At 76.2% G+C, this 20,155-nt stretch carries 20 protein-coding genes and 1 riboswitch; of the genes, 12 read left to right on the plus strand and 8 right to left on the minus strand.

Going from position 1 to position 20,155, the window contains the following annotated elements:
- Positions 1 to 98: 98 nt before the first annotated feature.
- Positions 99 to 1,379 carry a DivIVA domain-containing protein gene (locus JQN70_RS03480; protein ID WP_204129937.1) on the minus strand — a complete coding sequence of 427 codons (1,281 nt, stop codon included), beginning with the start codon at positions 1,377 to 1,379 and terminating at the stop codon, positions 99 to 101.
- Positions 1,379 to 2,830, minus strand: coding sequence for a coiled-coil domain-containing protein (locus tag JQN70_RS03485; protein WP_204129938.1), 1,452 nt, complete (start codon positions 2,828 to 2,830; stop codon positions 1,379 to 1,381). The genes JQN70_RS03480 and JQN70_RS03485 overlap by 1 nt, the downstream gene beginning before the upstream one ends.
- Positions 2,831 to 2,962: 132 nt before the next feature.
- On the opposite strand from JQN70_RS03485, the gene metK reads away from it, so the two are divergent.
- The 3 genes from metK (at position 2,963) to fmt (ending at position 7,275) form a co-directional block, all read left to right on the plus strand.
- Positions 2,963 to 4,183: a methionine adenosyltransferase gene (metK, locus tag JQN70_RS03490; protein ID WP_307835794.1), complete on the plus strand. Its 1,221-nt coding sequence runs from the start codon at positions 2,963 to 2,965 to the stop codon at positions 4,181 to 4,183.
- A 70-nt stretch (positions 4,184 to 4,253) separates the two neighbouring features.
- Positions 4,254 to 6,308 (plus strand): primosomal protein N', encoded by a 2,055-nt coding sequence (locus tag JQN70_RS03495; RefSeq protein WP_204129940.1) that lies wholly within the window; start codon positions 4,254 to 4,256, stop codon positions 6,306 to 6,308.
- 28 nt (positions 6,309 to 6,336) lie between these two features.
- Positions 6,337 to 7,275 carry a methionyl-tRNA formyltransferase gene (gene fmt, locus JQN70_RS03500; RefSeq protein ID WP_204129941.1) on the plus strand — a complete coding sequence of 313 codons (939 nt, stop codon included), beginning with the start codon at positions 6,337 to 6,339 and terminating at the stop codon, positions 7,273 to 7,275.
- Between the two features lie 7 nt (positions 7,276 to 7,282).
- On the opposite strand, the gene JQN70_RS03505 is transcribed toward fmt, so the two are convergent.
- Positions 7,283 to 8,143, minus strand: coding sequence for a DinB family protein (locus tag JQN70_RS03505; protein WP_204129942.1), 861 nt, complete (start codon positions 8,141 to 8,143; stop codon positions 7,283 to 7,285).
- A gap of 87 nt (positions 8,144 to 8,230) precedes the next feature.
- Between JQN70_RS03505 and JQN70_RS03510 the strand changes: the two genes are divergently transcribed.
- A complete protein-coding gene (locus tag JQN70_RS03510; RefSeq protein WP_204129943.1) occupies positions 8,231 to 9,715 on the plus strand; it encodes an RsmB/NOP family class I SAM-dependent RNA methyltransferase in 1,485 nt (494 codons plus the stop codon).
- Positions 9,712 to 10,212 carry a GNAT family N-acetyltransferase gene (locus tag JQN70_RS03515; RefSeq protein ID WP_204129944.1) on the plus strand — a complete coding sequence of 167 codons (501 nt, stop codon included), beginning with the start codon at positions 9,712 to 9,714 and terminating at the stop codon, positions 10,210 to 10,212. Before JQN70_RS03510 ends, JQN70_RS03515 begins: the two co-directional genes overlap by 4 nt.
- Before the next feature lie 4 nt (positions 10,213 to 10,216).
- Here the strand turns inward: JQN70_RS03515 and JQN70_RS03520 are convergent, their stop codons facing one another.
- Positions 10,217 to 10,639 (minus strand): NUDIX hydrolase, encoded by a 423-nt coding sequence (locus JQN70_RS03520; protein WP_204129945.1) that lies wholly within the window; start codon positions 10,637 to 10,639, stop codon positions 10,217 to 10,219.
- Between the two features lie 39 nt (positions 10,640 to 10,678).
- Here JQN70_RS03520 and rpe point away from each other — a divergent pair, with 39 nt between their 5' ends.
- The 3 genes from rpe (at position 10,679) to JQN70_RS20805 (ending at position 13,941) form a co-directional block, all read left to right on the plus strand.
- Positions 10,679 to 11,335, plus strand: a complete 657-nt coding sequence (gene rpe / locus JQN70_RS03525; RefSeq protein WP_204129946.1) for a ribulose-phosphate 3-epimerase — start codon at positions 10,679 to 10,681, stop codon at positions 11,333 to 11,335.
- A 2-nt stretch (positions 11,336 to 11,337) separates the two neighbouring features.
- On the plus strand, positions 11,338 to 11,949 hold the full coding sequence (locus tag JQN70_RS03530; RefSeq protein ID WP_204129947.1) for a pentapeptide repeat-containing protein: 612 nt from the start codon (positions 11,338 to 11,340) through the stop codon (positions 11,947 to 11,949).
- 111 nt (positions 11,950 to 12,060) lie between these two features.
- A complete protein-coding gene (locus tag JQN70_RS20805) occupies positions 12,061 to 13,941 on the plus strand; it encodes a methyl-accepting chemotaxis protein (RefSeq protein WP_204129948.1) in 1,881 nt (626 codons plus the stop codon).
- Positions 13,942 to 13,947: 6 nt separating this feature from the next.
- On the opposite strand, the gene JQN70_RS03540 is transcribed toward JQN70_RS20805, so the two are convergent.
- Entirely contained in the window at positions 13,948 to 14,472 is a 525-nt protein-coding gene (locus JQN70_RS03540; RefSeq protein ID WP_204129949.1) for a hypothetical protein, read from the minus strand.
- 104 nt (positions 14,473 to 14,576) lie between these two features.
- Positions 14,577 to 14,707, plus strand: a riboswitch (FMN riboswitch).
- Positions 14,708 to 14,809: 102 nt separating this feature from the next.
- Between JQN70_RS03540 and pnuC the strand changes: the two genes are divergently transcribed.
- The 4 genes from pnuC (at position 14,810) to JQN70_RS03560 (ending at position 17,221) form a co-directional block, all read left to right on the plus strand.
- Entirely contained in the window at positions 14,810 to 15,568 is a 759-nt protein-coding gene (gene pnuC / locus JQN70_RS03545) for a nicotinamide riboside transporter PnuC (RefSeq protein ID WP_204129950.1), read from the plus strand.
- A 66-nt stretch (positions 15,569 to 15,634) separates the two neighbouring features.
- A complete protein-coding gene (locus JQN70_RS03550; RefSeq protein WP_204129951.1) occupies positions 15,635 to 15,898 on the plus strand; it encodes a phosphoribosyl-ATP diphosphatase in 264 nt (87 codons plus the stop codon).
- Between the two features lie 28 nt (positions 15,899 to 15,926).
- Positions 15,927 to 16,772, plus strand: a complete 846-nt coding sequence (gene hisG / locus JQN70_RS03555) for an ATP phosphoribosyltransferase (RefSeq protein WP_204129952.1) — start codon at positions 15,927 to 15,929, stop codon at positions 16,770 to 16,772.
- Positions 16,773 to 16,825: 53 nt separating this feature from the next.
- Complete coding sequence (locus JQN70_RS03560; RefSeq protein ID WP_307835795.1) at positions 16,826 to 17,221, plus strand: PH domain-containing protein; 396 nt, start codon at positions 16,826 to 16,828, stop codon at positions 17,219 to 17,221.
- On the opposite strand, the gene JQN70_RS03565 is transcribed toward JQN70_RS03560, so the two are convergent.
- Genes JQN70_RS03565 through JQN70_RS03575 form a run of 3 tightly spaced genes read right to left on the minus strand, consistent with a single transcriptional unit; the run spans position 17,211 to position 20,136 of the window.
- The gene (locus JQN70_RS03565; RefSeq protein ID WP_307835796.1) at positions 17,211 to 18,434 is read right to left on the minus strand and encodes an MFS transporter; all 1,224 of its coding nucleotides are present in this window, start codon (positions 18,432 to 18,434) and stop codon (positions 17,211 to 17,213) included. The two genes, JQN70_RS03560 and JQN70_RS03565, sit on opposite strands and share 11 nt — an antisense overlap.
- A 20-nt stretch (positions 18,435 to 18,454) precedes the next feature.
- Positions 18,455 to 19,561: an FUSC family protein gene (locus JQN70_RS03570; protein WP_204129953.1), complete on the minus strand. Its 1,107-nt coding sequence runs from the start codon at positions 19,559 to 19,561 to the stop codon at positions 18,455 to 18,457.
- Positions 19,558 to 20,136, minus strand: coding sequence for a nucleoside/nucleotide kinase family protein (locus JQN70_RS03575; protein ID WP_204129954.1), 579 nt, complete (start codon positions 20,134 to 20,136; stop codon positions 19,558 to 19,560). The genes JQN70_RS03570 and JQN70_RS03575 overlap by 4 nt, the downstream gene beginning before the upstream one ends.
- Positions 20,137 to 20,155: the final 19 nt, after the last annotated feature.

The following is a 20,155-nucleotide window of genomic DNA, read 5'->3' on the forward strand; positions in this document are numbered from 1 at the left end:
CCCCGCTGGGGGGGGCCCCGCCGGGTCCCCCGCCGGCCCCCCCCCCCCCCCCCGGGGGGGGGTCGGGCTCGCCGCCGCCCCTCGACCGGTGATCCGGGTCAGCGCTTGGCGGCGGCGGGCTGCTCGGCGGCCTCGTCCTCGAGGTCCTCGTCGTCGAGGTCGTCCTCGTCCTGATCGTCGTCCAGCTCGTCCTCGACGTCGTCGTCGGCCTCGTCCTCGGGCTCGACCTCCTCGTCGAGCTCGTCGTCGTCCTCGTCGAGGTCCTCGTCGTCCTCGGCCTGCGCCGCGAGCTCGGCGAGGGTCGGCACGCGCCGGCCGTCCTCGGTCAGCCGCTCGTCGCCGGTCTCGTCGTGCTCGGTCGGCTCGTCCGAGTCCGACGGCTCGGCGACGGGCTCGTCGGCCGCCGGCTCGTCCTCGGCGGGCGCCTCGTCGGCCTGCGCCACGAGCGCGTCGGCGGCCGCGGGACCGCCGAGGGTGGCCAGCATGTTGCGGACGTTGGACAGCTGCGCGGTGATGCTGTCGCGGCGGGCGGTGGCGGCGGCCAGCTCGCGCTCGGAGTCGCGGCGCACGCGGTCGGCCTGCTCCTTGGCGGACCGGACGATGTCGGCGGCCTCGGTGCGCGCCGCCTCGAGGAGGCGGTTCGCCTCGCCCGTCTTGGCCTGGTGGTCCTCCTCGGCCTCGCGGGCGAGCAGGTCGGCGCGCTCCTGGACGGCCAGCAGCGCCTGGTCCTGCTTGGCGATCTGGTCGTTGAACTCGGCGGCGGCGGCGTCGCGCCGGTCCCCGAGGGTCTTCTCGAAGTCGGCGGCCTGCGCGGCGGCGGTGGCCCGCTGCTTCTCGAAGTAGGCCTCGGCCTCCTCGCGGCGGGCGGCGGCCTCGCGGGCGGCGTCGTCGACGATGGAGTCGGCCTGGGCCTTGGCGCGCGAGAGGACCTCGGCCGCGTCGGTGTCGGCCCGGTTGCGGACCTCCTCGGCGTAGGTGTCGGCCTCGGCGCGGGTCAGCTGCGACTGCTCGTCGGCGACGCGACGGGCCTCGTCGGCGTCGGCCGTCGCGGTGCTGCGGATGGAGGCGGCCTCCTCGTCGGCGAGGCCGAGCATGGTGCCGATCCGCTCGCCGAGGTCGGCGAAGGTCGGGCTGGACACCTTGCGGCCCTCCTCCTCGAGCTGGGCGATGCGGCCGCGGTGCGTCTCGAGCTCGGAGCTCGCGGCGTCGGCGTCCTGGCGGATCTTCGAGAGCTCGACGGAGGACTCGGCGGCCTCCTGGCGGGCCGCCTCGGCCTCCTGCCGGGCCGTCTCGACGGCCTGGTGCAGGGCCGCGAGGTGCGCGTCGACCTGGACGGGGTCGTAGCCGCGGAAGACGGTGGGGAACTCCGGCTGGTTCATCAGGACTCCTGCTGGTCAGAGGTGGGGTCGGGGTCGGTGTGGTGGTCGTCGGAGACGGCGAGGGCGTCGATGACCCCGGACAGCCGGCCGAGCTGGGTGGTGATGGCGTCGCGCCGCGCAGCGAGTGTATGCACCTCGGCCCGGGCCCGCTCCACCGCGGCGTGCGCCTCGGCGCGCACGGCGTCGGCGCGCTCGCGGGCCTCGTCGGAGGCCTTGACGATCTCGGCCCGGGCGGCCCGGTGGTACTCGTGCGCCTCGCGGTGCATCCGCTCGACGTCCTCGGCGGTGCTCTGCCGGACCCGGCGCGCGCCCTCCTCGGCCTCGGCGAGCCGGCGCTCGGCCCGGGCGGTGGCCTCGGCCTCGCGGGCGCGGGCGTCGGTGACGAGCCGCTCGGACTCGCGCGCCGCGGCCTCGCGGGTGCGCTCGGCGTCGGCCCGGGCCTCGGCGAGCACCGACTCGGCGAGCTCGCGCATCCGGCGGGACTCGGACTCGGCCTCGGCGAGCCGGTCGCGGCTCTTCGCGGTGGCGCTGTGGAGGAGGGTCTGCACCCGCTGGCGGTGCGACCGGGTGCGCTCGACGACCTCCTGGTGGTGCTCACGGGCCCGCCGGTCGCGCTCGGCGTCGGCCCGCTCGAGGACCTCGCGGACGGTGCCCTGGGCCCACGCGAGGTGCTTCTCGGCGCTGTCGACGACCGAGGCCGCCTCGGCCTCGGCCTCGGTGACGAGCCGGGTGGCCTCGGCCTGCGCGTCCTCGACGAGCCGGCCGGACTCGGCGCGCGAGCCCTCCTCGTGCCGGGTCAGCTCGGTGAGCCGGGCGAGCACCTCGGCCTCGGCGTCCTCGCGGTGCCGGGAGGCGTAGCGCTCGGCCTCCTCGCGCAGCCCCGCGAGCTCGGTGTGCGTCGCCTCGCGCAGCGCGGCGAGCTCGGCGGTGTGTGCCTCGTGCTCGGCGGCCCAGCGCTCCTGGTGGCTGCGCTCCTCGTCGGCGAGGCGCCCCATCGTGGACTCGTGGTCGAGGCGGGCCCGCTCGAGGGTCTCGTCGGCGCGCTCCTGGGCGTCGCGGACGAGGGCGGCGGCCTGGTCCTCGGCCATCGCGATCGCCTCGTCGCTGGCCTTCGTGGCCCGCATCCGCAGCAGCGCCGCCTGGTCGGCGGCGTCGGCGAGCATGATCTCGACCTCGGAGCGGGTCTCCTCGAGCCGGCGGTCGGAGTCCTCGCGGGCGGCCTCGACGCGGGCGGTCAGCTCGGCGAGCTCGTGGGCGGCCGCCGCGGACTCGGCGCGGATGCGGGAGGCCTCGGACCGGGCGGCGCTCAGCTCGGTGCCGGCCTCCTCGCGCAGCTGGTCGGCGAGGTCCTGGGCGCGGGTGAGCAGGGACAGCGCCTCGTCGACCGGGCTGGGGGACGTCGTGGTACCCCGCCCGGGCGGCGTCGCCTCGCTCGTGGACCCGTCGGACACGGGCCCCATGATTCCACGGGCCCGTCGTCAGCCGGACCGAGCCCACGACGGTTCTCAGGGACCGGTATGTTGGGGCGGGTGCGCCGGCCCCCGGACGGGGCGGCGCGGCCACGAATTCGAAGGAGCTGCCTGGTGTCCGCACGCCTGTTCACGTCCGAGTCCGTCACCGAGGGACACCCGGACAAGATCTGCGACCAGATCTCCGACAGCATCCTCGACGCGATGCTCGACCAGGACCCGCACAGCCGGGTCGCCGTCGAGACGATGGTGACGACCGGCCTCGTGCACGTCGCCGGCGAGGTGACCACCGAGGCGTACGTCGAGATCCCCTCGATCGTCCGCGAGACCATCCTCGGCATCGGCTACGACTCCTCGACCAAGGGCTTCGACGGCGCGTCGTGCGGCGTCGAGGTGTCCATCGGCCAGCAGAGCCCCGACATCGCGCAGGGCGTCGACACCGCGTTCGAGAACCGCTCCGGCGGCGTCGACCCGAAGGACAAGCAGGGCGCCGGCGACCAGGGCCTGATGTTCGGCTACGCCTGCGACGACACCCCCGAGCTGATGCCGCTGCCGATCTTCCTGGCGCACCGGCTCTCCGAGCGGCTCACCGCGGTCCGCAAGGACGGCGAGCTGTCCTACCTGCGCCCGGACGGCAAGACCCAGGTGACCATCGCCTACGAGGGCGACCGCGCCGTCTCGCTCGACGCGGTCGTCCTCTCCACGCAGCACGCCGAGGACATCAGCCTCGAGGGTCTGCTCCAGCCCGACATCCGCGGCCACGTCATCGAGCCGGTCCTCGCCGAGCTCGCCGACGCCGGCACCGCGCTGGCCACCGACGACTACCGCACGTACATCAACCCCACCGGCAAGTTCGTCATCGGCGGCCCGATGGGCGACGCCGGCCTCACCGGCCGCAAGATCATCGTCGACACCTACGGCGGGATGGCCCGACACGGTGGCGGCGCCTTCTCCGGCAAGGACCCCTCGAAGGTCGACCGCTCGGCCGCCTACGCCACCCGCTGGGTCGCCAAGAACGTCGTCGCCGCGGGCCTCGCCCGCCGGTGCGAGGTGCAGGTGGCCTACGCCATCGGTGTCGCGCAGCCGGTCGGCCTCTACGTCGAGACCTTCGGGACCGAGAGCGCCCCCGTGGAGAAGATCCAGGACGCCATCCGCCGCGTCTTCGACCTGCGGCCGCTGGCGATCCTCGAGGAGCTCGAGCTGCTCCGCCCGATCTACAAGCCGACCGCCGCCTACGGGCACTTCGGCCGCACCTCCGTCGACGGCGTCGCCAACGCCTTCACCTGGGAGCGCACCGACCGGGTCGAGGCGCTGCAGCGCGCGGTCGCCGGCTGACCGGCCGCTCGTCCACAGGCGGAGCCCGCCGACCCGACCGGGGTCGGCGGGCTCCGCTAGGTTCGGGGCCGTGACGGAGACCGGCGGGGAGGGCGAGCAGCTGGCCCTCATCGCGGCCGGGGGACGCCGCCGCCCGCGACGCCTCGCCGGCGACGACCCCACGACCGAGGACCGGCCGGTGGCCCTCGTCCAGGTCGACACCGGGCTGGCCCACCTCGACCGTCCCTTCGAGTACCTCGTCCCGGAGTCGATGGCCGAGGGCGCGCAGGCCGGCGCGCGGGTCAAGGTCCGCTTCGCCGGGCAGGACCTCGACGGGTGGGTCCTCGAGCGCCGCGACGAGGCCGAGCACACCGGCCGGCTGAGCCCCCTGCGCCGGCTCGTGTCCCCGGAGCGGGTGCTCACCCCGGAGGTGCTCGCGGCGGCCCGCGCCGTCGCCGCCCGGTACGCCGGCACGCTCGGCGACGTGCTGCGCCTCGCCGTCCCCCCGCGGCACGCGCGTGCGGAGCAGGCGCTGGCGGTGGAGCCCCCGGAACCGGTCGCGCTGCCGGCCCACGAGCCGGCCGCCTGGGAGCGCCACCCCGCCGGCCCGGCCTTCCTCGCCCGCGTCCGCGACGGGGAGGCGCCGGCCGCGTCGGTGCTCGCCCTGCCGTCGGTCGACCCGCGCACGGCGTGGCCGGCGATGCTCGCCGAGGCGGTGCGCGCGGCCGTCGAGGGCGGTCGGGGCGCGGTCGTCGTCGTGCCCGACCACCGCGACGTCGTCCGGGTCGAGGCCGCGCTGGCCGCGGTGCTCGGGCCGGGCCGGCACACCCGGCTCACCGCCGACCAGGGCCCGCAGGCGCGCTGCACGGCGTTCCTCAAGGCGCTGCGCGGGCACGTGCCGGTCGTCGTCGGCACCCGGGCGGCGGCCTTCGCGCCGGTTCGCGACCTCGGGCTCGTCGTCTGGTGGGACGACGGCGACGACCTCCTCGAGGAGCCGCGCGCCCCCTACCCGCACGTCCGGGAGGTCCTCCTCGAGCGGGCGACGCTCGCGGGGGCGGCGGTCCTCGCCGCCGGTCACACCCGCTCCTCCGCGGTCGCCGACCTCGTCGCGCGCGGTGTGCTGGCCCCGGTCGAGGCCGACCGGCGCACGGTGCGGGCGGCGGTCGCCACGGTGCGGGTGGCGGGGGAGGGCGCCGACGTCGAGCGCGACGCTGCCGTCGCCGCGGCCCACCTGCCGAGCGTCGCCTGGCGCGCGGCCAAGGAGGCGCTGGCCACGGGACCGGTGCTCGTCCAGGTACCGCGGCGCGGGTACCTGCCGTCGCTGTCCTGCCAGGACTGTCGCCGCCCGGCCCGGTGCCGGGTCTGCTCCGGGCCGCTCGGGCTCACGGGTCCGCAGGGTCCGCCGGCCTGCCGCTGGTGCGGACGCGTCGAGACCGCGTTCTCCTGCCCGGCCTGCTCGGGCACCCGGCTGCGCTCCTCGGTCGTCGGGGCCCGCCGCACCGCCGAGGAGCTCGGCCGGGCCTTCCCCGGCGTACCGGTCGAGCGCTCGGGCGCGGGCACGGTCCTCGACACCGTCGCGGGCACGCCCCGGCTCGTCGTGTCCACCCCCGGCGCCGAGCCCGTCGCCGAGGGCGGGTACGCGGCGGCCCTCCTCCTCGACGCCTGGGCCCTGCTCGACCGGCCGACCCTCGACGCGGGGGAGGAGGCCCTGCGGCGCTGGTGCGCGGCGGTCGCCCTCGTCCGGCCGGGGTCCGACGGCGGGCGGGTCGTCCTCGCCGGGGCGCCGCTGCACGTCACCGTGCCCGCGGTGGAGGCGCTCGTACGGTGGGACCCGGCGTGGTTCGCCGAGCGCGAGCTCGCCGAGCGGCGCGAGCTCGCGCTGCCGCCCACCGCCCGGCTCGCCGCCCTCACCGGCACCCGGTCCGCGGTGGCCGGGGCGCTCGGCGGGCTCGGGCTGCCGGCGTCGGCGAGCACCCTCGGGCCGCTGCCACACGGCGAGGACCGGTGGCGGGCGCTGGTCACCGTGCCGGTCGAGGACTCCGAGGCCCTCGCCCGCGAGCTCGCCGCGCTGCGGGCCCGGGCCTCGGCCCGCAAGGACCCCGACCCCGTCACCGTCCGCGTCGACCCCCGCGACCCGACGGCCTGACCCCACGAGGCGCTCCTAGACTCGCCGGGTGCGCCTCGTCCTCGCCGGAACCCCCACGACCGCCGTCCCGTCGTTGCGGGCCCTGCTCGCCTCCCGCCACGAGGTGGTCGCCGTCGTCACCCGACCCGACGCGCGCTCGGGCCGCGGCCGCACGCTGCACCCCTCGCCGGTCAAGGAGGTGGCGCTCGAGCACGACCTGGAGGTGCTGACCCCGGAGCGCCCGCGGGACCCGGACTTCCTCGACCGGCTGCGTGCCATCGCCCCGGACTGCTGCCCGGTCGTCGCGTACGGGGCGCTGCTGCCGCGGGTCGCCCTCGACGTCCCGGCGCACGGCTGGGTCAACCTGCACTTCTCGCTCCTGCCCGCGTGGCGGGGGGCGGCACCCGTGCAGCGCGCGCTCATGGCCGGCGACGAGGTGGCCGGCGCGAGCACCTTCGTCATCGAGGAGGGCCTCGACACCGGGCCCGTGCTCGGGGCGGTCACCGAGACGGTCGGGCCCACCGACACCGCCGGGACCCTGCTCGACCGGCTGGCCGAGGTCGGCGCCGGCCTGCTCGTCGCGACGATGGACGGTCTCGAGGACGGCACCCTGCGGCCGGTGCCCCAGCCCGACGACGGCGTCAGCCACGCGCCGAAGCTCACGGTCGAGGAGTGCGAGGTCCGCTGGTCGCTGCCGGCCCACCTCGTCGACCGCCACGTGCGCGGCGCGACCCCGAACCCCGGCGCGTGGACCACCTTCCGGGGCGAGCGGCTCAAGGTCGGCCCGCTCGACCCCGCGCCGACCCCTCCCGACGGCACCCCGTCCCTCGCCGCCGGCGAGATGCACGCCACCAAGCGTGCCGTCCTCGTCGGCACCGCCTCCGGGCCCGTGGCCCTCGGCGAGGTCGGGCCGCACGGCAGGCGTCCGATGGCGGCCGCCGACTGGGCCCGCGGGACCCGCATCGCCCCCGGCGAGCGGCTCGGCTGAACAGGCCTCAGCCGGAACGGTTCTCCAGTGCGGTGAGATCGCGCTCGGCGAACTGCCGATGCCACCACTCCTCGTTGAGGACGACGAGCAGCGGCTGGCTCGCCGGCATCGTCTCGCCGGCGGGCGGCCAGCCCACCCCGTCGCGAATGGTGACCTCGCCCTCGAGGTCGGCGTCGGTGAGGCCGTCGACGACCTCGCGCACCCACGCCATCCGCTCGTGGCGCAGGGCGAGGACGGTGTCGAGGTCCGGGCGGACGGAGCGGTCGCGGGGGATCCCCGGGGTGTCGGGCATGCCGTCCCAGGGCAGGGACAGCGGGTCGTGCGGCGCGGCCATCGCCCGCAGCGTGCGGCCGACCCAGCACTCCGTGGCGAAGGCGAGGTGCCGGAGGGTCTCGGTGAACGACCACTCCCCGTCGACCGACTCGTGCAGCTGCTCCGGGGTGAACCCGCGGGCCCGCTCGACCGTGCCGGCCCACAGCTGCTCGACGACGTCCCACGCCCGGCGGAAACCGTCGGCGTCGGTGGGCTTCATCGCCGCGTAGTCCGGGTGGCGCCGGGCGAGCTCGGCCTCGACGAGGGGGGCCACCTCGACGCCGTTGACGACCAGCCCCTCGACGTCGCCGCTGATCTCCACCGGTCCCTCGATGAACGCACCGCGGATGACGACGTCGTCGAGCAGCACCTCGGTGAGCCGCAGCCCGGTGAGGTTCGCGCCGGTGACCCGCGCCCCGACGAGCCGCACCTGGTCGGCCTCGGCACCGGAGAGGTCGACCTCGCGCACCCGGGCGTCGCGGAGCACGACGCGGCGCGCGGTGGCCCCGGTGAGGTCGAGGTCGTCGTGCTCGTACACGGGCTCGTCGTCGTCCATGCCGCACACCGTAGGGCCGGATGCGGACGGTTGGCGTCCGCTGGGGGCCGGGTGCACCGGCCGCCCGCACCCGGCTAGCCTCCTCGGGTGCCCGACCGCCCCGCTCGACCGCCGCACCGCGGCCCCCGACAGCGCTCCCGGACCGCACCCGGGCAGCGCACCCGCCGCGCCGAGCCCACGCGTTTCGCGGCGTACACCCTGCTCCGGGCGGTGGCCGACGGGGCGTACGCCAACCTCGAGATGCCGCGGATGATCCGGCAGCGCCGCCTCGAGCCGCGCGACGCGGCCTTCGCCACCGAGCTGGCCTTCGGCACGATCCGCTGGCAGGGCCTGTACGACGCCGTCATCGCGGTCGCCGCCGACCGTCCCGTGGACCGGATCGACCCCGAGGTCCTCGACGTCCTGCGCCTCGGGGTCCACCAGCTGCTCGGGATGCGCGTCCCGCCGCACGCCGCCGCAGACCAGACGGTCGGGCTGGCCCGCACCGTCGTCGGCCAGGGGGCCTCGGGGCTGGTCAACGCCGTCCTGCGCCGGGTGGGGGAGCGCGACCTCGAGGGCTGGACCGAGGCCGTGGCCCCGGAGGGCGGGGGAGCGGCCGCCCTCGCGGTGCGCCACTCGCACCCCGAGTGGGTCGTCAGCGCCCTGCGCGCCGCGTTGCTCGGGCACGGCCGGGCCACGCCGGAGACCGTCGACGCCGAGCTCGCCGCCCTGCTCGCGGCGGACAACGAGCCGCCCCGCGTGCACGTCGTCGCGCGTCCGGGCCTGGCGACCGTCGACGAGCTCCTCCACGACGCCGACGCCGAGCGCAGCGCCACCTCCCCGATCGGGGCGGTCCTGCGCAGCGGCGACCCCGGGCGCATCGCCGCCGTCCGCGACGGCCGTGCCGCCGTGCAGGACGAGGGGTCGCAGCACCTGGCCCTCGCGCTCGCCGCGGTCGACGTCCCCGACGGCCTCCCGGCGCGCTGGCTCGACCTCTGCGCGGGCCCCGGCGGCAAGGCCGGGGTGCTCGGCGCCCTGGCGCTGCGGGCCGGCGCCGCCCTCACGGCGGTCGAGGTCAGCCCGCACCGCGCCGACCTCGTGCGCTCCAGCCTCGCTGCGCTCTCCCAGAAGGCCTCTGCCGCAGGGCATCCCGTCGACGTCAGGACTGCCGATGGCCGCGAGCTGGGCGCCGAGGAACCGGGCGCCTACGCCCGGGTGCTCGTCGACGCGCCGTGCACCGGGCTCGGGGCGCTGCGCCGCCGACCCGAGGCCCGCTGGCGCCGGCAGCCGTCCGACCTCGCCACCCTCGGGCCGCTCCAGCGGGCGCTGCTCGCCTCGGCGCTCGACGCCGTCGCGCCCGGGGGAGTGGTCGCCTACGCCACGTGCAGCCCGCACGTCGCCGAGACCCGGTTCGTCGTCTCCGACGTGCTCAAGAGGCGCGACGACGTCGAGGTGCTCGACGCCCGCCCGTTCCTCCGCGACGCCTCGGGGGCCCCCCTCGCCGACCTCGGCGACGGCCCGCACGTCCAGCTCTGGCCGCACGTCCACGGCACCGACGCGATGTTCCTCGCCCTGCTCCGGAGGCGACCGTGACCGCGGACCTCGTGTGGCGCGCCCCGACACCGGCCGACGCCGAGGCCCTCGGCCGGATGCACTTCCGGGCCTGGGTCGACACCTACGGCCCGCTCCTGCCCGACGGCTGGTTCGACGACCGCGGACCGGAGGACCGCATCGCCCTGTGGGCCCGGGTCACCGCCGAGCCGCTTCCGCTCGGCGTGCGACGCGTCGCGGTCCTCGACGGCAGCCGGCCGGTCGCGTGGTGCCAGACCGGCCCGGCGCGCGTCCACGAGGGCGTGGACCCCGTGCGCGACGAGGAGCTCTGGGGCCTCTACGTCGCCCGCGACCACCTCGGCACCGGGCTCGGGCAGGCGCTCCTCGAGTGGGGCGTCGGCGACCGCCCGGCCGAGCTGTGGGTCGCCGAGGGCAACGAGCGGGCCATCGCCTTCTACCGCCGCAACGGCTTCACCCTCGACGGCACGCAGGCCGAGAGCCGGGGCTTCCCCCTCGCGGAGCTGCGGATGGTCCGCTGAGCGCTCAGGCCTCGCGGACGAGGAGGGGCAGGACGTGCTCGGCCAGCAGCGGCGCGAGGTCGTCCGGCCAGGGCAGCGTGTGCGGGTCGAGCCAGCGCTGCTCCTCGATCTCGGACTCCGGCGGCTCGCCGAGGGGCACCGGGGGGTGGGCGAAGACGACCGACTCGACGGTGCGGCCCTCCTCGTTGGCGGCCGCGGCGCTGAACAGGCCGAGCCGTTCCAGCCGGTCGGGGTCGAGGACCGCACCGACCTCCTCGGCCGCCTCGCGCACGGCCGTGCGCTCGGGCGGCTCGCCGGGCTCGTGCTTGCCCCCGACGAGCATGAAGCGCCGGGTGCCCCGCTTGCGGACGGTGAGGACGCGGCCGGCCGGGTCGCGCAGGACCACGGCGCTGACCCGGATCGGCTCGGGCGGTGCGGCGGAGGTCACGGTGACCGACCCTAGCCGCCGATCGCTAGGGTGACGCCCGTGCAGATCTCCCCCTCGATCCTCTCGGCCGACTTCGCGAACCTCCAGTCCGAGCTCGAGGCGATCTCGAACGCCGACTGGGCGCACGTCGACGTCATGGACAACCACTTCGTCCCCAACCTCACCCTCGGCCTGCCGGTCGTCGAGGCGCTGCTCGAGGTCTCGCCGGTCCCCGTCGACTGCCACCTGATGATCGAGGACCCCGACCGCTGGGCCCCGGGGTACGCCGAGGCCGGCGCGCAGTCGGTGACCTTCCACGTCGAGGCCGCACGCGACCCGGTCGCCACCGCCCGCGCCATCCGGGCCGCCGGGGCCCGGGCCGCCTTCGCCGTCAAGCCCGGGACCCCCTTCGACCCCTACGAGGAGCTCCTCGCCGAGGTCGACATGGTCCTCGTCATGACCGTCGAGCCCGGCTTCGGGGGACAGTCGTTCATGGCCGACCAGATGCCCAAGGTGCGCCGGGTCCGTGAGGCCGTGCGCCGCCGGGGCGGGGAGATCTGGGTCCAGGTCGACGGCGGTGTCTCCGCCGACACCATCGAGCAGTGCGCCGAGGCGGGCGCCGACGTCTTCGTCGCCGGGTCGGCCGTCTACGGCAAGGACTCGGCGGCCGCGGCCGTCGACGACCTGCGGGCCCTCGCCGAGCGGCACCGGCACTGACGATGCCCTCCCTCCTCGAGCGACTGGCCGGCACCGACGGGTACGCCGCCGACCTCGACCTCACCGAGGGGCTGGCGCCCGGCGAGCTGCTCGAGGGCGTCGAGCTCGAGGGCTGCCGGCTCGAGGGCTGCGTCCTCGAGAAGGCGGTGCTGCGCGACTGCACGTTCACCGACTGCACCTTCACCGGCTGCAACCTCTCGATGGCCGACCTCGCCGGCAGCCGCTTCACGGACTGCCGGTTCGTCGACTGCAAGGCGCTCGCCGTCCAGTGGTCCCGGGCCGCGCCGGCGCCCCTGTCGACCCGCCCGTGGGACCTCGAGCGGTGCCGCCTCGACCTCGGCTCGTTCCGCGACACCGAGGCCGCCGGCTCGCGCTTCACCGACTGCTCGCTGCGCGAGGTCGACCTCGCCGGTGCCGACCTGCGGCGGGCCGTGCTGACCGGCTGCGACCTCTCCGGGGCCACCTTCGCCGGCACCGACCTGCGCGAGGCCGACCTCGTCGGCGCCTCGGGCTACGTCGTCGACCCCGCGGAGAACCGGGTGCGCGGGATGCGCGTCGACGCCGTGGCGGCGGCCGGCATCCTCCGGGCGATGGGCCTGGTCGTCGAGGGGTAGTTCACCGGATCTTGAGCGGTTCTTGCTCGACCGACCGGGCGCGGCGCCGATGGGAGGGGGACCACGGTCGCCGGCACCGGCCGGCCGACCGCCCACGGAAGGGACCATCCGGTGACCACAGCAGCCGCCCCGTCGGCACGACCCCGAGGGGGGCCCCTCGGCCTCCTCCTCGCGCCGATCCTCGTCGTCGTCCGCCGGTTGCGCCTGCGCGCGCGCCTCGTCGCGCTGACCGTCGTCCTCCTCGTCCCGACCGTCGTCCTCGGCCAGGCCTTCCTCGGCTCGAGCCGTGACGACATCGCGTTCGCCGCCCGGGAGCGCGCCGGGGTCGAGGTCGTCCGGCCGGCGCTCGTGGCCCTCACCGAGATCGCCGCCGGCCACCGACCCGACCTCACCGCCCTGCGGACGGCCGTCGCCGCCCACCCCGAGCTCGCCGCCGACGAGGCCCTCGCCGCCGTCGTCGCGAAGGACGCCGAGGTGGGCACACCGGAGGGGGCGTGGGCGAGCGCCAAGGCCCTCGTGGCCTTCGTCGGGGCGGTCGGCGCCTCGTCGAACCTCGTCCTCGACCCGGACCTCGACTCCTTCTCCGTGATGGACGCCGTCGTGCTCCAGCTCGCGAACGCCCTCGAGCACGCGGCCGAGGCCCGCATCCCCGGTGACGGGTCGGACGCGCAGCGCATCGCCGACCGGGCCATGCTCGCCGGCGGTCTCGCCGGGCACCTGGAGATCCTCGCCGGCGACGTCGAGACGGCGCTCTCGGCGACCGAGCGGGGATCGCTGGCCGCCGAGCTGTCGGCCCTCACCCGGGCCGCCGACGCCGGTGGCGCCCTCGACGAGGCGGTCTCCGGAGCCCTCGCCGACCAGCGGGCCGCCGACACCTCCGCCTTCGCCACCGCGGCCGCCGCGGCCGTGGGCCCCTCCCTCGACGCCCTCGACGCCCTGCTCGCCACCCGCGTCGCCGCGCTCCGGGGGACGCAGACCCGCATCGTCCTCGTCAGCGCTGTGTCGATCGTCCTCGCCCTGTGGCTGGTCACCGGCGTCGTCGTGCTCACCCGCCGGGAGGCCACGACGACGGTCGAGGCCGTGCGCGCCCTCGCCGACGGCGACCTGCGCGCACGCGAGCTGCCCGACGGCGGCGACGAGTTCGGCGACATCGGCCGATCCCTGGGTGCGGCGACGGCCACGCTCCGCGAGACGATCGCCGCCATCGGCGAGGACGCGGTGACGCTGGCGGCCGCGAGCGAGGAGATGTCGGCGGCGAGCTCGTCGATCGCCGACGCCGCCCAGCACACGAGCGCCAGCGCGCAGACCGCCACCGACGCCGCCCAGTCGGTGTTCGCCCACGTCGACAACCTCTCGGCGGCCTCCACCCAGTTCGGCGCCTCGATCGGCGAGATCGCGCACAACGCGAGCGAGGCGGCCCGGGTGGCCGTCGGCGCGACCGACCTCGCCCGCCGGACCACCGCCACCGTCGACCAGCTCGGCCGGTCCTCGGCCGAGATCACCGACGTCATCGCCCTCATCCGTGCGGTCGCCGAGCAGACCAACGTCCTCGCGCTCAACGCGACGATCGAGGCGGCCCGGGCCGGGGAGGCCGGCCGCGGGTTCGCGGTCGTGGCCAACGAGGTCAAGGACCTCGCCCGGCAGACCGCCGAGGCGACCGCCGACATCACCGACCGGGTGACGCAGATCCAGGTCGACGGCGCCGCCGCCGCCGAGGCCATCGAGGAGATCGCCGGGGTCGTCGAGCAGATCAACGAGTTCCAGACCTCGATCGCCGGCGCGGTCGAGGAGCAGAGCGTCACCGCGGCCGAGATCAGCCAGCGGGCCGCCGAGGCGGCCTCGAGCGCGGGGTACATCTCGACGTCGGTGACCGCCGTCGCCGAGACCGCCCAGGTGACGAGCGGCTCGGCGTCGGACTCGCAGTCGGCCTCGCAGGAGCTCGCGCGGATGAGCTCGCAGCTGCAGACGATGGTCGGCCGCTTCCGGGCCTGAGGCGGCTCAGCCGTCGGCGACCGTCAGGGGGTCGTCGACGGCGTGGATCGTCACGGTGAAGCCGAGGTCGTCGGCGTCCTCGCCGAGCGGCCCGGTGGACACGACGACGCCGGTGGCGACGTCGAGCCCGACCACCCACGGCACGCCCCACCCGCCGAGCAGGGACCCGCACGGACACCGGGGTTCGTAGCCCTCGGTGGCCGTCATCCGGGCCCACCAGGTCTCGCGGCCGTGCCGCGTCGTCGCGGCCAGCCCGCCGACGTCGGTGCCGACCGCGAGCTCGACCGGGGCGAGCATCGCCGGCCAGTCCGGGCGCCACGCCGGGTCGGCCGCCGGCCCGCCCCGAGCGGGGCGCTCGTCGAGCACGTGCAGGCGCCCGGCGGAGGTCCGGACGCGCAGCCACCCCGGGCGCCGGAGCCACGCCTCGACCTGCTCGCCGTCGGCCCGCCGGTGCGTGAACCGGAGCGTCGTGAACCGCCACGGGCCGGGTCGGGTCAGCGCGCGGAAGCACTCCTCGGTCGGGGCGGGCACGGACTCAGGGGACCACCAGGGCGCGGGCGGCGGCCAGCGAGTTTCGTGGCCGAACGCACAGCGGGCACCGATGACGGCCCCGCCCCGGGGGATGCATACTGTCCCCACGTGCTCCGGGGTCGGTGAAACTCCGAGCCGGCGGTGACAGTCCGCGACCCGACCGCAGCCAGCGGCCGGTTGACCTGGTGGAACTCCAGGACCGACGGTGAAAGTCCGGATGGTAGGCAGCACGTGCCGGCAGGGTGTGCCGGGTCCGTCGACCCGTGCGTACCCCGATGGTGCAGTCCCCCGGAGTTCGTCCGAGAAGCATCACGAACCCGAAGGACGAACACCTCTCATGAACACCCTCGCCACTGCGACCGACGCGTCGCAGAACCTCTTCCAGCAGCTGATCGACCTCAGCATCCCCATCGGGCAGTACCAGCTCCACGTCCTCGAGGTCGTCGGCGTCCTCATCGGCGTCGCGTCCGCCTGGTACGGCATGCACCGCAAGGTCTGGGCCTGGCCCGTCGGCATCCTCGCCAACATCATGCTGTTCTTCGTCTACGTCGGCGCCACGTTCGGTGCCGACCAGCGCATCCCCCTCTTCGGCCAGGCCGGCCGGCAGGTCTTCTTCATCGTCGTGAGCATCTACGGCTGGGCGGCCTGGGCGGCCACCCGGCGTCGTGGCGGCGGCGACGCCCCGGCGGTCAACCCGCGGTGGATGACCGCGCGCGAGCGGGCCGTCGTCGCCGCCGGCTGGCTCGTCGGGACCGCGGTCGTCTGGTGGGCCTTCGTCGCCCTCTGGAACCTCGCGCCGAACCCGTTCTGGACCCCGCAGTGGTGGTACTACGCCGCCGACGCGTGGATCTTCGTCGGCTCGATCGTCGCCACCTACGCGATGGCCCGCGGCTGGAACGAGTTCTGGCTGGCCTGGATCGGCGTCGACCTCATCGGCGTGCCCCTCGGGTTCGCCACCGGGTACGTGCCGACGTCGGTGATGTACATCTTCTACGGCGCCTTCGTCCTCTACGGCTTCAGCCAGTGGGTCAAGGTCACCCGCGCCTCCGAGCGGGAGCGCACGACCCCGACCTCCGAGCCGGCGCCCGTCGCCTGACCGCGGGACGGCGGCGGCACGGACGGGCGTCCGGGCCGCCGCCGCACCCCCGTACCCTTGTGCCTCGTGAAGACGTTCGACGCGCTGTACGCCGAGCTCGCCGAGAAGGCCCGGACCCGCCCCGAGGGCTCGGGCACCGTGGCCGCCCTCGACGCCGGCGTCCATGCCATCGGCAAGAAGATCGTGGAGGAGGCCGCCGAGGTGTGGATGGCCGCCGAGCACGAGGGCCGCGAGCGCACCGCCGAGGAGGTCAGCCAGCTGCTGTACCACCTCCAGGTGCTCATGGTCGCGACCGACCTCACCCCCGACGACGTCTACCGCCACCTCTGAGCGGCCCGAACCCGAGGACCACCACCCCATGCTGCGCATCGCCGTCCCCAACAAGGGGTCGCTCTCCGAGCCCGCGGCCGCCATGCTCCGTGAGGCCGGCTACCGCACCCGCCGCGACACCAAGGAGCTCGTCGTCACCGACGCCGACAACGGCGTCGAGCTCTTCTACCTCCGCCCCCGCGACATCGCGGTCTACGTCGGCTCCGGCACCGTCGACTGCGGCGTCACCGGCCGCGACCTGCTCCTCGACTCCGGGTCGGCCGCCGTCGAGGTGATGACCCTCGGCTTCGGCGGCTCGACCTTCCGGTACGCCGCCCGGCCCGGCACCGCCTCCGGCGTCGACGGGCTCGCCGGGCGCCGGGTGGCGACCAGCTACCCGGGCCTGGTCGAGAAGCACCTCGCCGACCACGGCGTGCAGGCCGAGGTCGTGCGCCTCGACGGCGCCGTCGAGACGGCCATCACCCTCGGCGTCGCCGACGTCATCGCCGACGTCGTCGAGACCGGCGCGACGCTGCGCAGCCAGGGCCTCGAGGTCTTCGGCGACCCGATCCTGCGCAGCGAGGCCGTGCTCGTGCGCCGCGAGGGCAGCGAGGAGAAGGCCGGCATCGAGGTGCTGCGCCGCCGCCTGCTCGGGGTGGTCACCGCGCGGCACTACGTGATGCTCGACTACGACGTGCCCGCGTCCCTCGTCGACCGCGCGTGCGCCGTCACCCCCGGCCTCGAGAGCCCCACCGTGTCCTCGCTCCAGAACCGCGACTGGTGCGCGGTCCGGGCGATGGTCCCGCGGGTCGGCACGAACGCCGTCATGGACGAGCTCTACGAGCTCGGGGCCCGGGCCATCCTCGTCACCGACATCACCGCCTGCCGGCTGTGACGGCCTCCGCGGGTCCCGGCCCGGACGCGCCGTTCCGGCCCCGTCGGGGTCGCGTGGTCCCGCTCGGCGTGGCCCTGGTCTTCCTCGCGATCTGCACCGTCGTCGCCGTCGCGATGGGGGTCTCCGGGGGCTGGGGCGTCGGCGACCAGCTGGCGCTCGTGGCCTTCGGCCTCCTCGTCGCCGGGTTCCTCTCGCGCTACGCGATGATCCGCGCGGTCCCCGGGCCGGACGGGCTGACCGTCCGCAACCTCATGACGACGCGCACCGTGGCCTGGGACGAGATCGTCGAGGTCCGGTTCCCCGACGGCGACCCGTGGGTCAGCCTCGAGCTGTCCGACACCGACGTCCTCGCGGTGATGGCCGTGCAGCGGGTCGACGGCGAGGAGGGGCGGGCCGAGGCGCGACGGCTGGCCGGGCTCGTCCGCGCCCACCGGGGCGTCAGCGGCTGACGACCGGCTCCGGCGTGCCGACCCGGTCGGCGTCGGGGCGCAGCCGGCTCGAGGCGAGCAGCTGCGGCAGCCCCACGAGGGCCAGCACGGCCCAGAGCCACGTGTACCCGCCGCTCGCGTCGCGCACGGCGCCCATCGTCGCGGGGCCGGCCGAGGCGACGGTGTACGACACGAGGAAGCCCATCGCCGTGAGCCGGGCGCTGTCGCGCGCGGTGGCGGCGTACCGGACGAGCAGGCCGAGACCGAGCGCGAAGCAGGCCCCCTGGCCGCCGCCGATCATCACCGCCCAGAGCCACGGCGCGGCGTCGGGGGCGAGCCACACCCCGGCCTCGCCGAGACCACCGAGGAGGGTGGCCCCGACGAGGAGGACTCGGGCGTCGGTGCGCCGGTCGAGGAGCACGGGGGCGACGAGCCCGGAGACGAGCTGGGCACCGGTGAAGACCGACATGAGCAGGCCTGCGTCGCGGGCGCTCCACCCGCCCGACTCGTAGGTGGGCGCCAGCCAGGCGAGCGAGGAGTAGAACTGCCAGGACTGGAACGACAGGTAGGCCGCGAGCAGCCAGGCGGTCGGGCTGCGCCACGGCAGCGCGTGCGAGACGTCCTCGGGCACAGGCCGGTTCGCGGCGAGCCGGCGCGCGTGGCGCGCCACGGGGATCCACACGAGGCCGGCGACCGCCGCGAGCGGTGCCCACGCGAGCAGCGACGTCGACCAGCCACCGAGGGCGCCCGCGAGGGGGACGGACAGCGCGGACGCGAGGGCGGCGCCTCCCATCATCGACATCATCGTCAGCCCGGTGCCGAGACCCGCGCGGTGGGCGGGGAAGACGGCCTTGACGATGCCCGGCAGCAGCGTGCCGGCGAGGGCGATGCCGGCGCCTGCGACGAGCGTGCCCGCGTAGAGCGACCACACCGTGCCGTTCCCGACGCCCCGGAGCACGAGCCCGACGAGGACGAGGCCCACCCCGGCGCCGACGGCCGACGCCGCGCCGAGCCGCCGGCCGAGCTGGTTGGCGACCGGGGCGAGCAGGCCCATGCAGAGCACCGGGAGGGTGGTCAGCACCCCCATCCACGCGTTGCTCAGCCCGAGGTCGGCCCGCACCGTCTCGGCGAGCGGCGGCAGGCTCGCCATCAGGGTGCGCAGGTTCGACGCGACGAGGACGAGCCCGGCGACGACGGCCCAGCGGGGCAGGGTCGGGGCGTCGGGGGTGCTCACCGACGCATCCTGCCAGCCGGTCAGGGCAGGTGGGACTCCGGGACCAGCTGGAGTGCCTCGTCGTCGTCGAGGCCGGCGACGACGAGCAGGTCGACGACCATCGAGCGCACCTGCCCGCGGACCATCTCGGCCGAGAGCCCGGCCGCGGGGTCGGCGCGTGCCGACAGCCCCGCGACCCGTTCGAGCACACCGCGACCCGCCGAGGGCAGGGTGTGCTCGTCGAGGACGCGGGCGAGGTCGTCGGCGGCCCGGGCCAGCTCGGCGACGAGGTCGACGTAGTGCGCCGGCACCGGCTCGTCGCGGCGGACGGCCACCGCGGCCCGACGGGCGAGGACCCGCAGGTTGCGCACGCACCGGTCGAGGGGGACCACGAGCGCCGAGGCCGCGACGACCTGCGGGCGGTGGCTGCGCAGCAACGGCGACTGCCGCACCGCGGCGACGCCCTCGGTGGCGGCGAGGCGCAGCTCGCCGAGCTGGGTCTCGAGGGCGCGGGCCCCCTCGAGCGCGGCGACGGCCGCGGCGGCGTCGCCGGTGCGCAGGGCGGTGGCGACCTCGCGCAGCGTCGCGGCCACGCCGCGGACCGTGCGCGCCGCCTCGGCGCGCGGCCGGGCGACCGGCGTCGTCGGGGCCAGCGCGCCGAGGACGAGCGCGACGAGGCCACCGACGAGCGCGTCGAGCCAGCGCGAGAGGCCCTGCCCGGCGGACGCGGTGAAGGCGACGATGAACACCGACTGCACGCCGGCCTGGATGACGACGAGCTGGCCTGAGGACAGGACGACCGCGATGGCCATGGCCGTGACGACGACGAGCGCCATCTGGAGCGGCCCGCTGCCGAGGAGCTCGACGACGACGTCGCCGACGAGGACGCCGACGGCGACCCCGAGCGTCACCTCGACGATGCGCCGCAGCCGCTGGCCGTAGGTGAGCCCGAGGCAGATGAGCGCGGTCACGGGTGCGAAGAAGGGCTGGACGTGCCCGAGGACCTGGCTGGCGAGGGTCCAGGCGAGGACGACGCCGACGCCGATCTGCACGAGCAGGACGAGCCGGTCGCGCAGCCGGTGCAGGCCGCGGCCCAGCGCGGCCCGGGCGTCCTCGCCGGCCCCGCGGGCCCGGCCCGGCAGACTCACGCCGGGGTCCCGGTCGTCACGACGACATCGGCCTTGGCCCGCGTGCCGTCGGCGGTGAACAGCGCCTGCTCCTGGGCGGCCCAGCGCTGCCAGTGCGGACGGTAGGCCTCGCCGTCGCGCTCGAGGCCGCGGCGCATCCGCTGGTCGCGCGGTGCCTCGACCCACACGCGGACCGCGGCGTACCCGCCCGCGGCACCGACGCTCGAGGCGCACCCCTCGACGAGGAGCACGGGCCCGGGGTCGACGTGGCGGGAGACACCCCAGGCGTCGGCTTCCCAGTCCCACACGCGGTAGGTGCCCCGGCGGCCGCGCGAGAGCGGCAGCAGCACCTGGTTGACGAGCAGGGGGACCGCCTCGGCGAGGCCGTCCCAGCCGGGGAAGATCTCGTCCATGTGGACGACCGGGCAGCCGAGCACGTCGAGCAGGCCCTTGGCGAGGGTGGTCTTGCCCGAACCGCTCGGGCCGTCGACGGCGACGACCGCGACCTTGCCGCAGCGCGGCGCCGCGCCCTGGAGGGCGGCGAGGACGGCGTCGACGTGGGCGGGGTCGGCGGGGTCCGTGACCTGGAACCACACGACACCCGACCCTAGTGCC

The organism is Phycicoccus sonneratiae, from assembly GCF_016887965.1.
Lineage (GTDB): Bacteria > Actinomycetota > Actinomycetes > Actinomycetales > Dermatophilaceae > Phycicoccus > Phycicoccus sonneratiae.

Coding starts and splice junctions, on each gene's coding strand:
- JQN70_RS03530 (WP_204129947.1), top strand. CDS start 11,338: ATGCCCTCCCTCCTCGAGCGACTGGCCGGCACCGACGGGTACGCCGCC.
- JQN70_RS03505 (WP_204129942.1), bottom strand. CDS start 8,143: ATGGACGACGACGAGCCCGTGTACGAGCACGACGACCTCGACCTCACC.
- pnuC (WP_204129950.1), top strand. CDS start 14,810: ATGAACACCCTCGCCACTGCGACCGACGCGTCGCAGAACCTCTTCCAG.
- hisG (WP_204129952.1), top strand. CDS start 15,927: ATGCTGCGCATCGCCGTCCCCAACAAGGGGTCGCTCTCCGAGCCCGCG.
- JQN70_RS03480 (WP_204129937.1), bottom strand. CDS start 1,379: ATGAACCAGCCGGAGTTCCCCACCGTCTTCCGCGGCTACGACCCCGTC.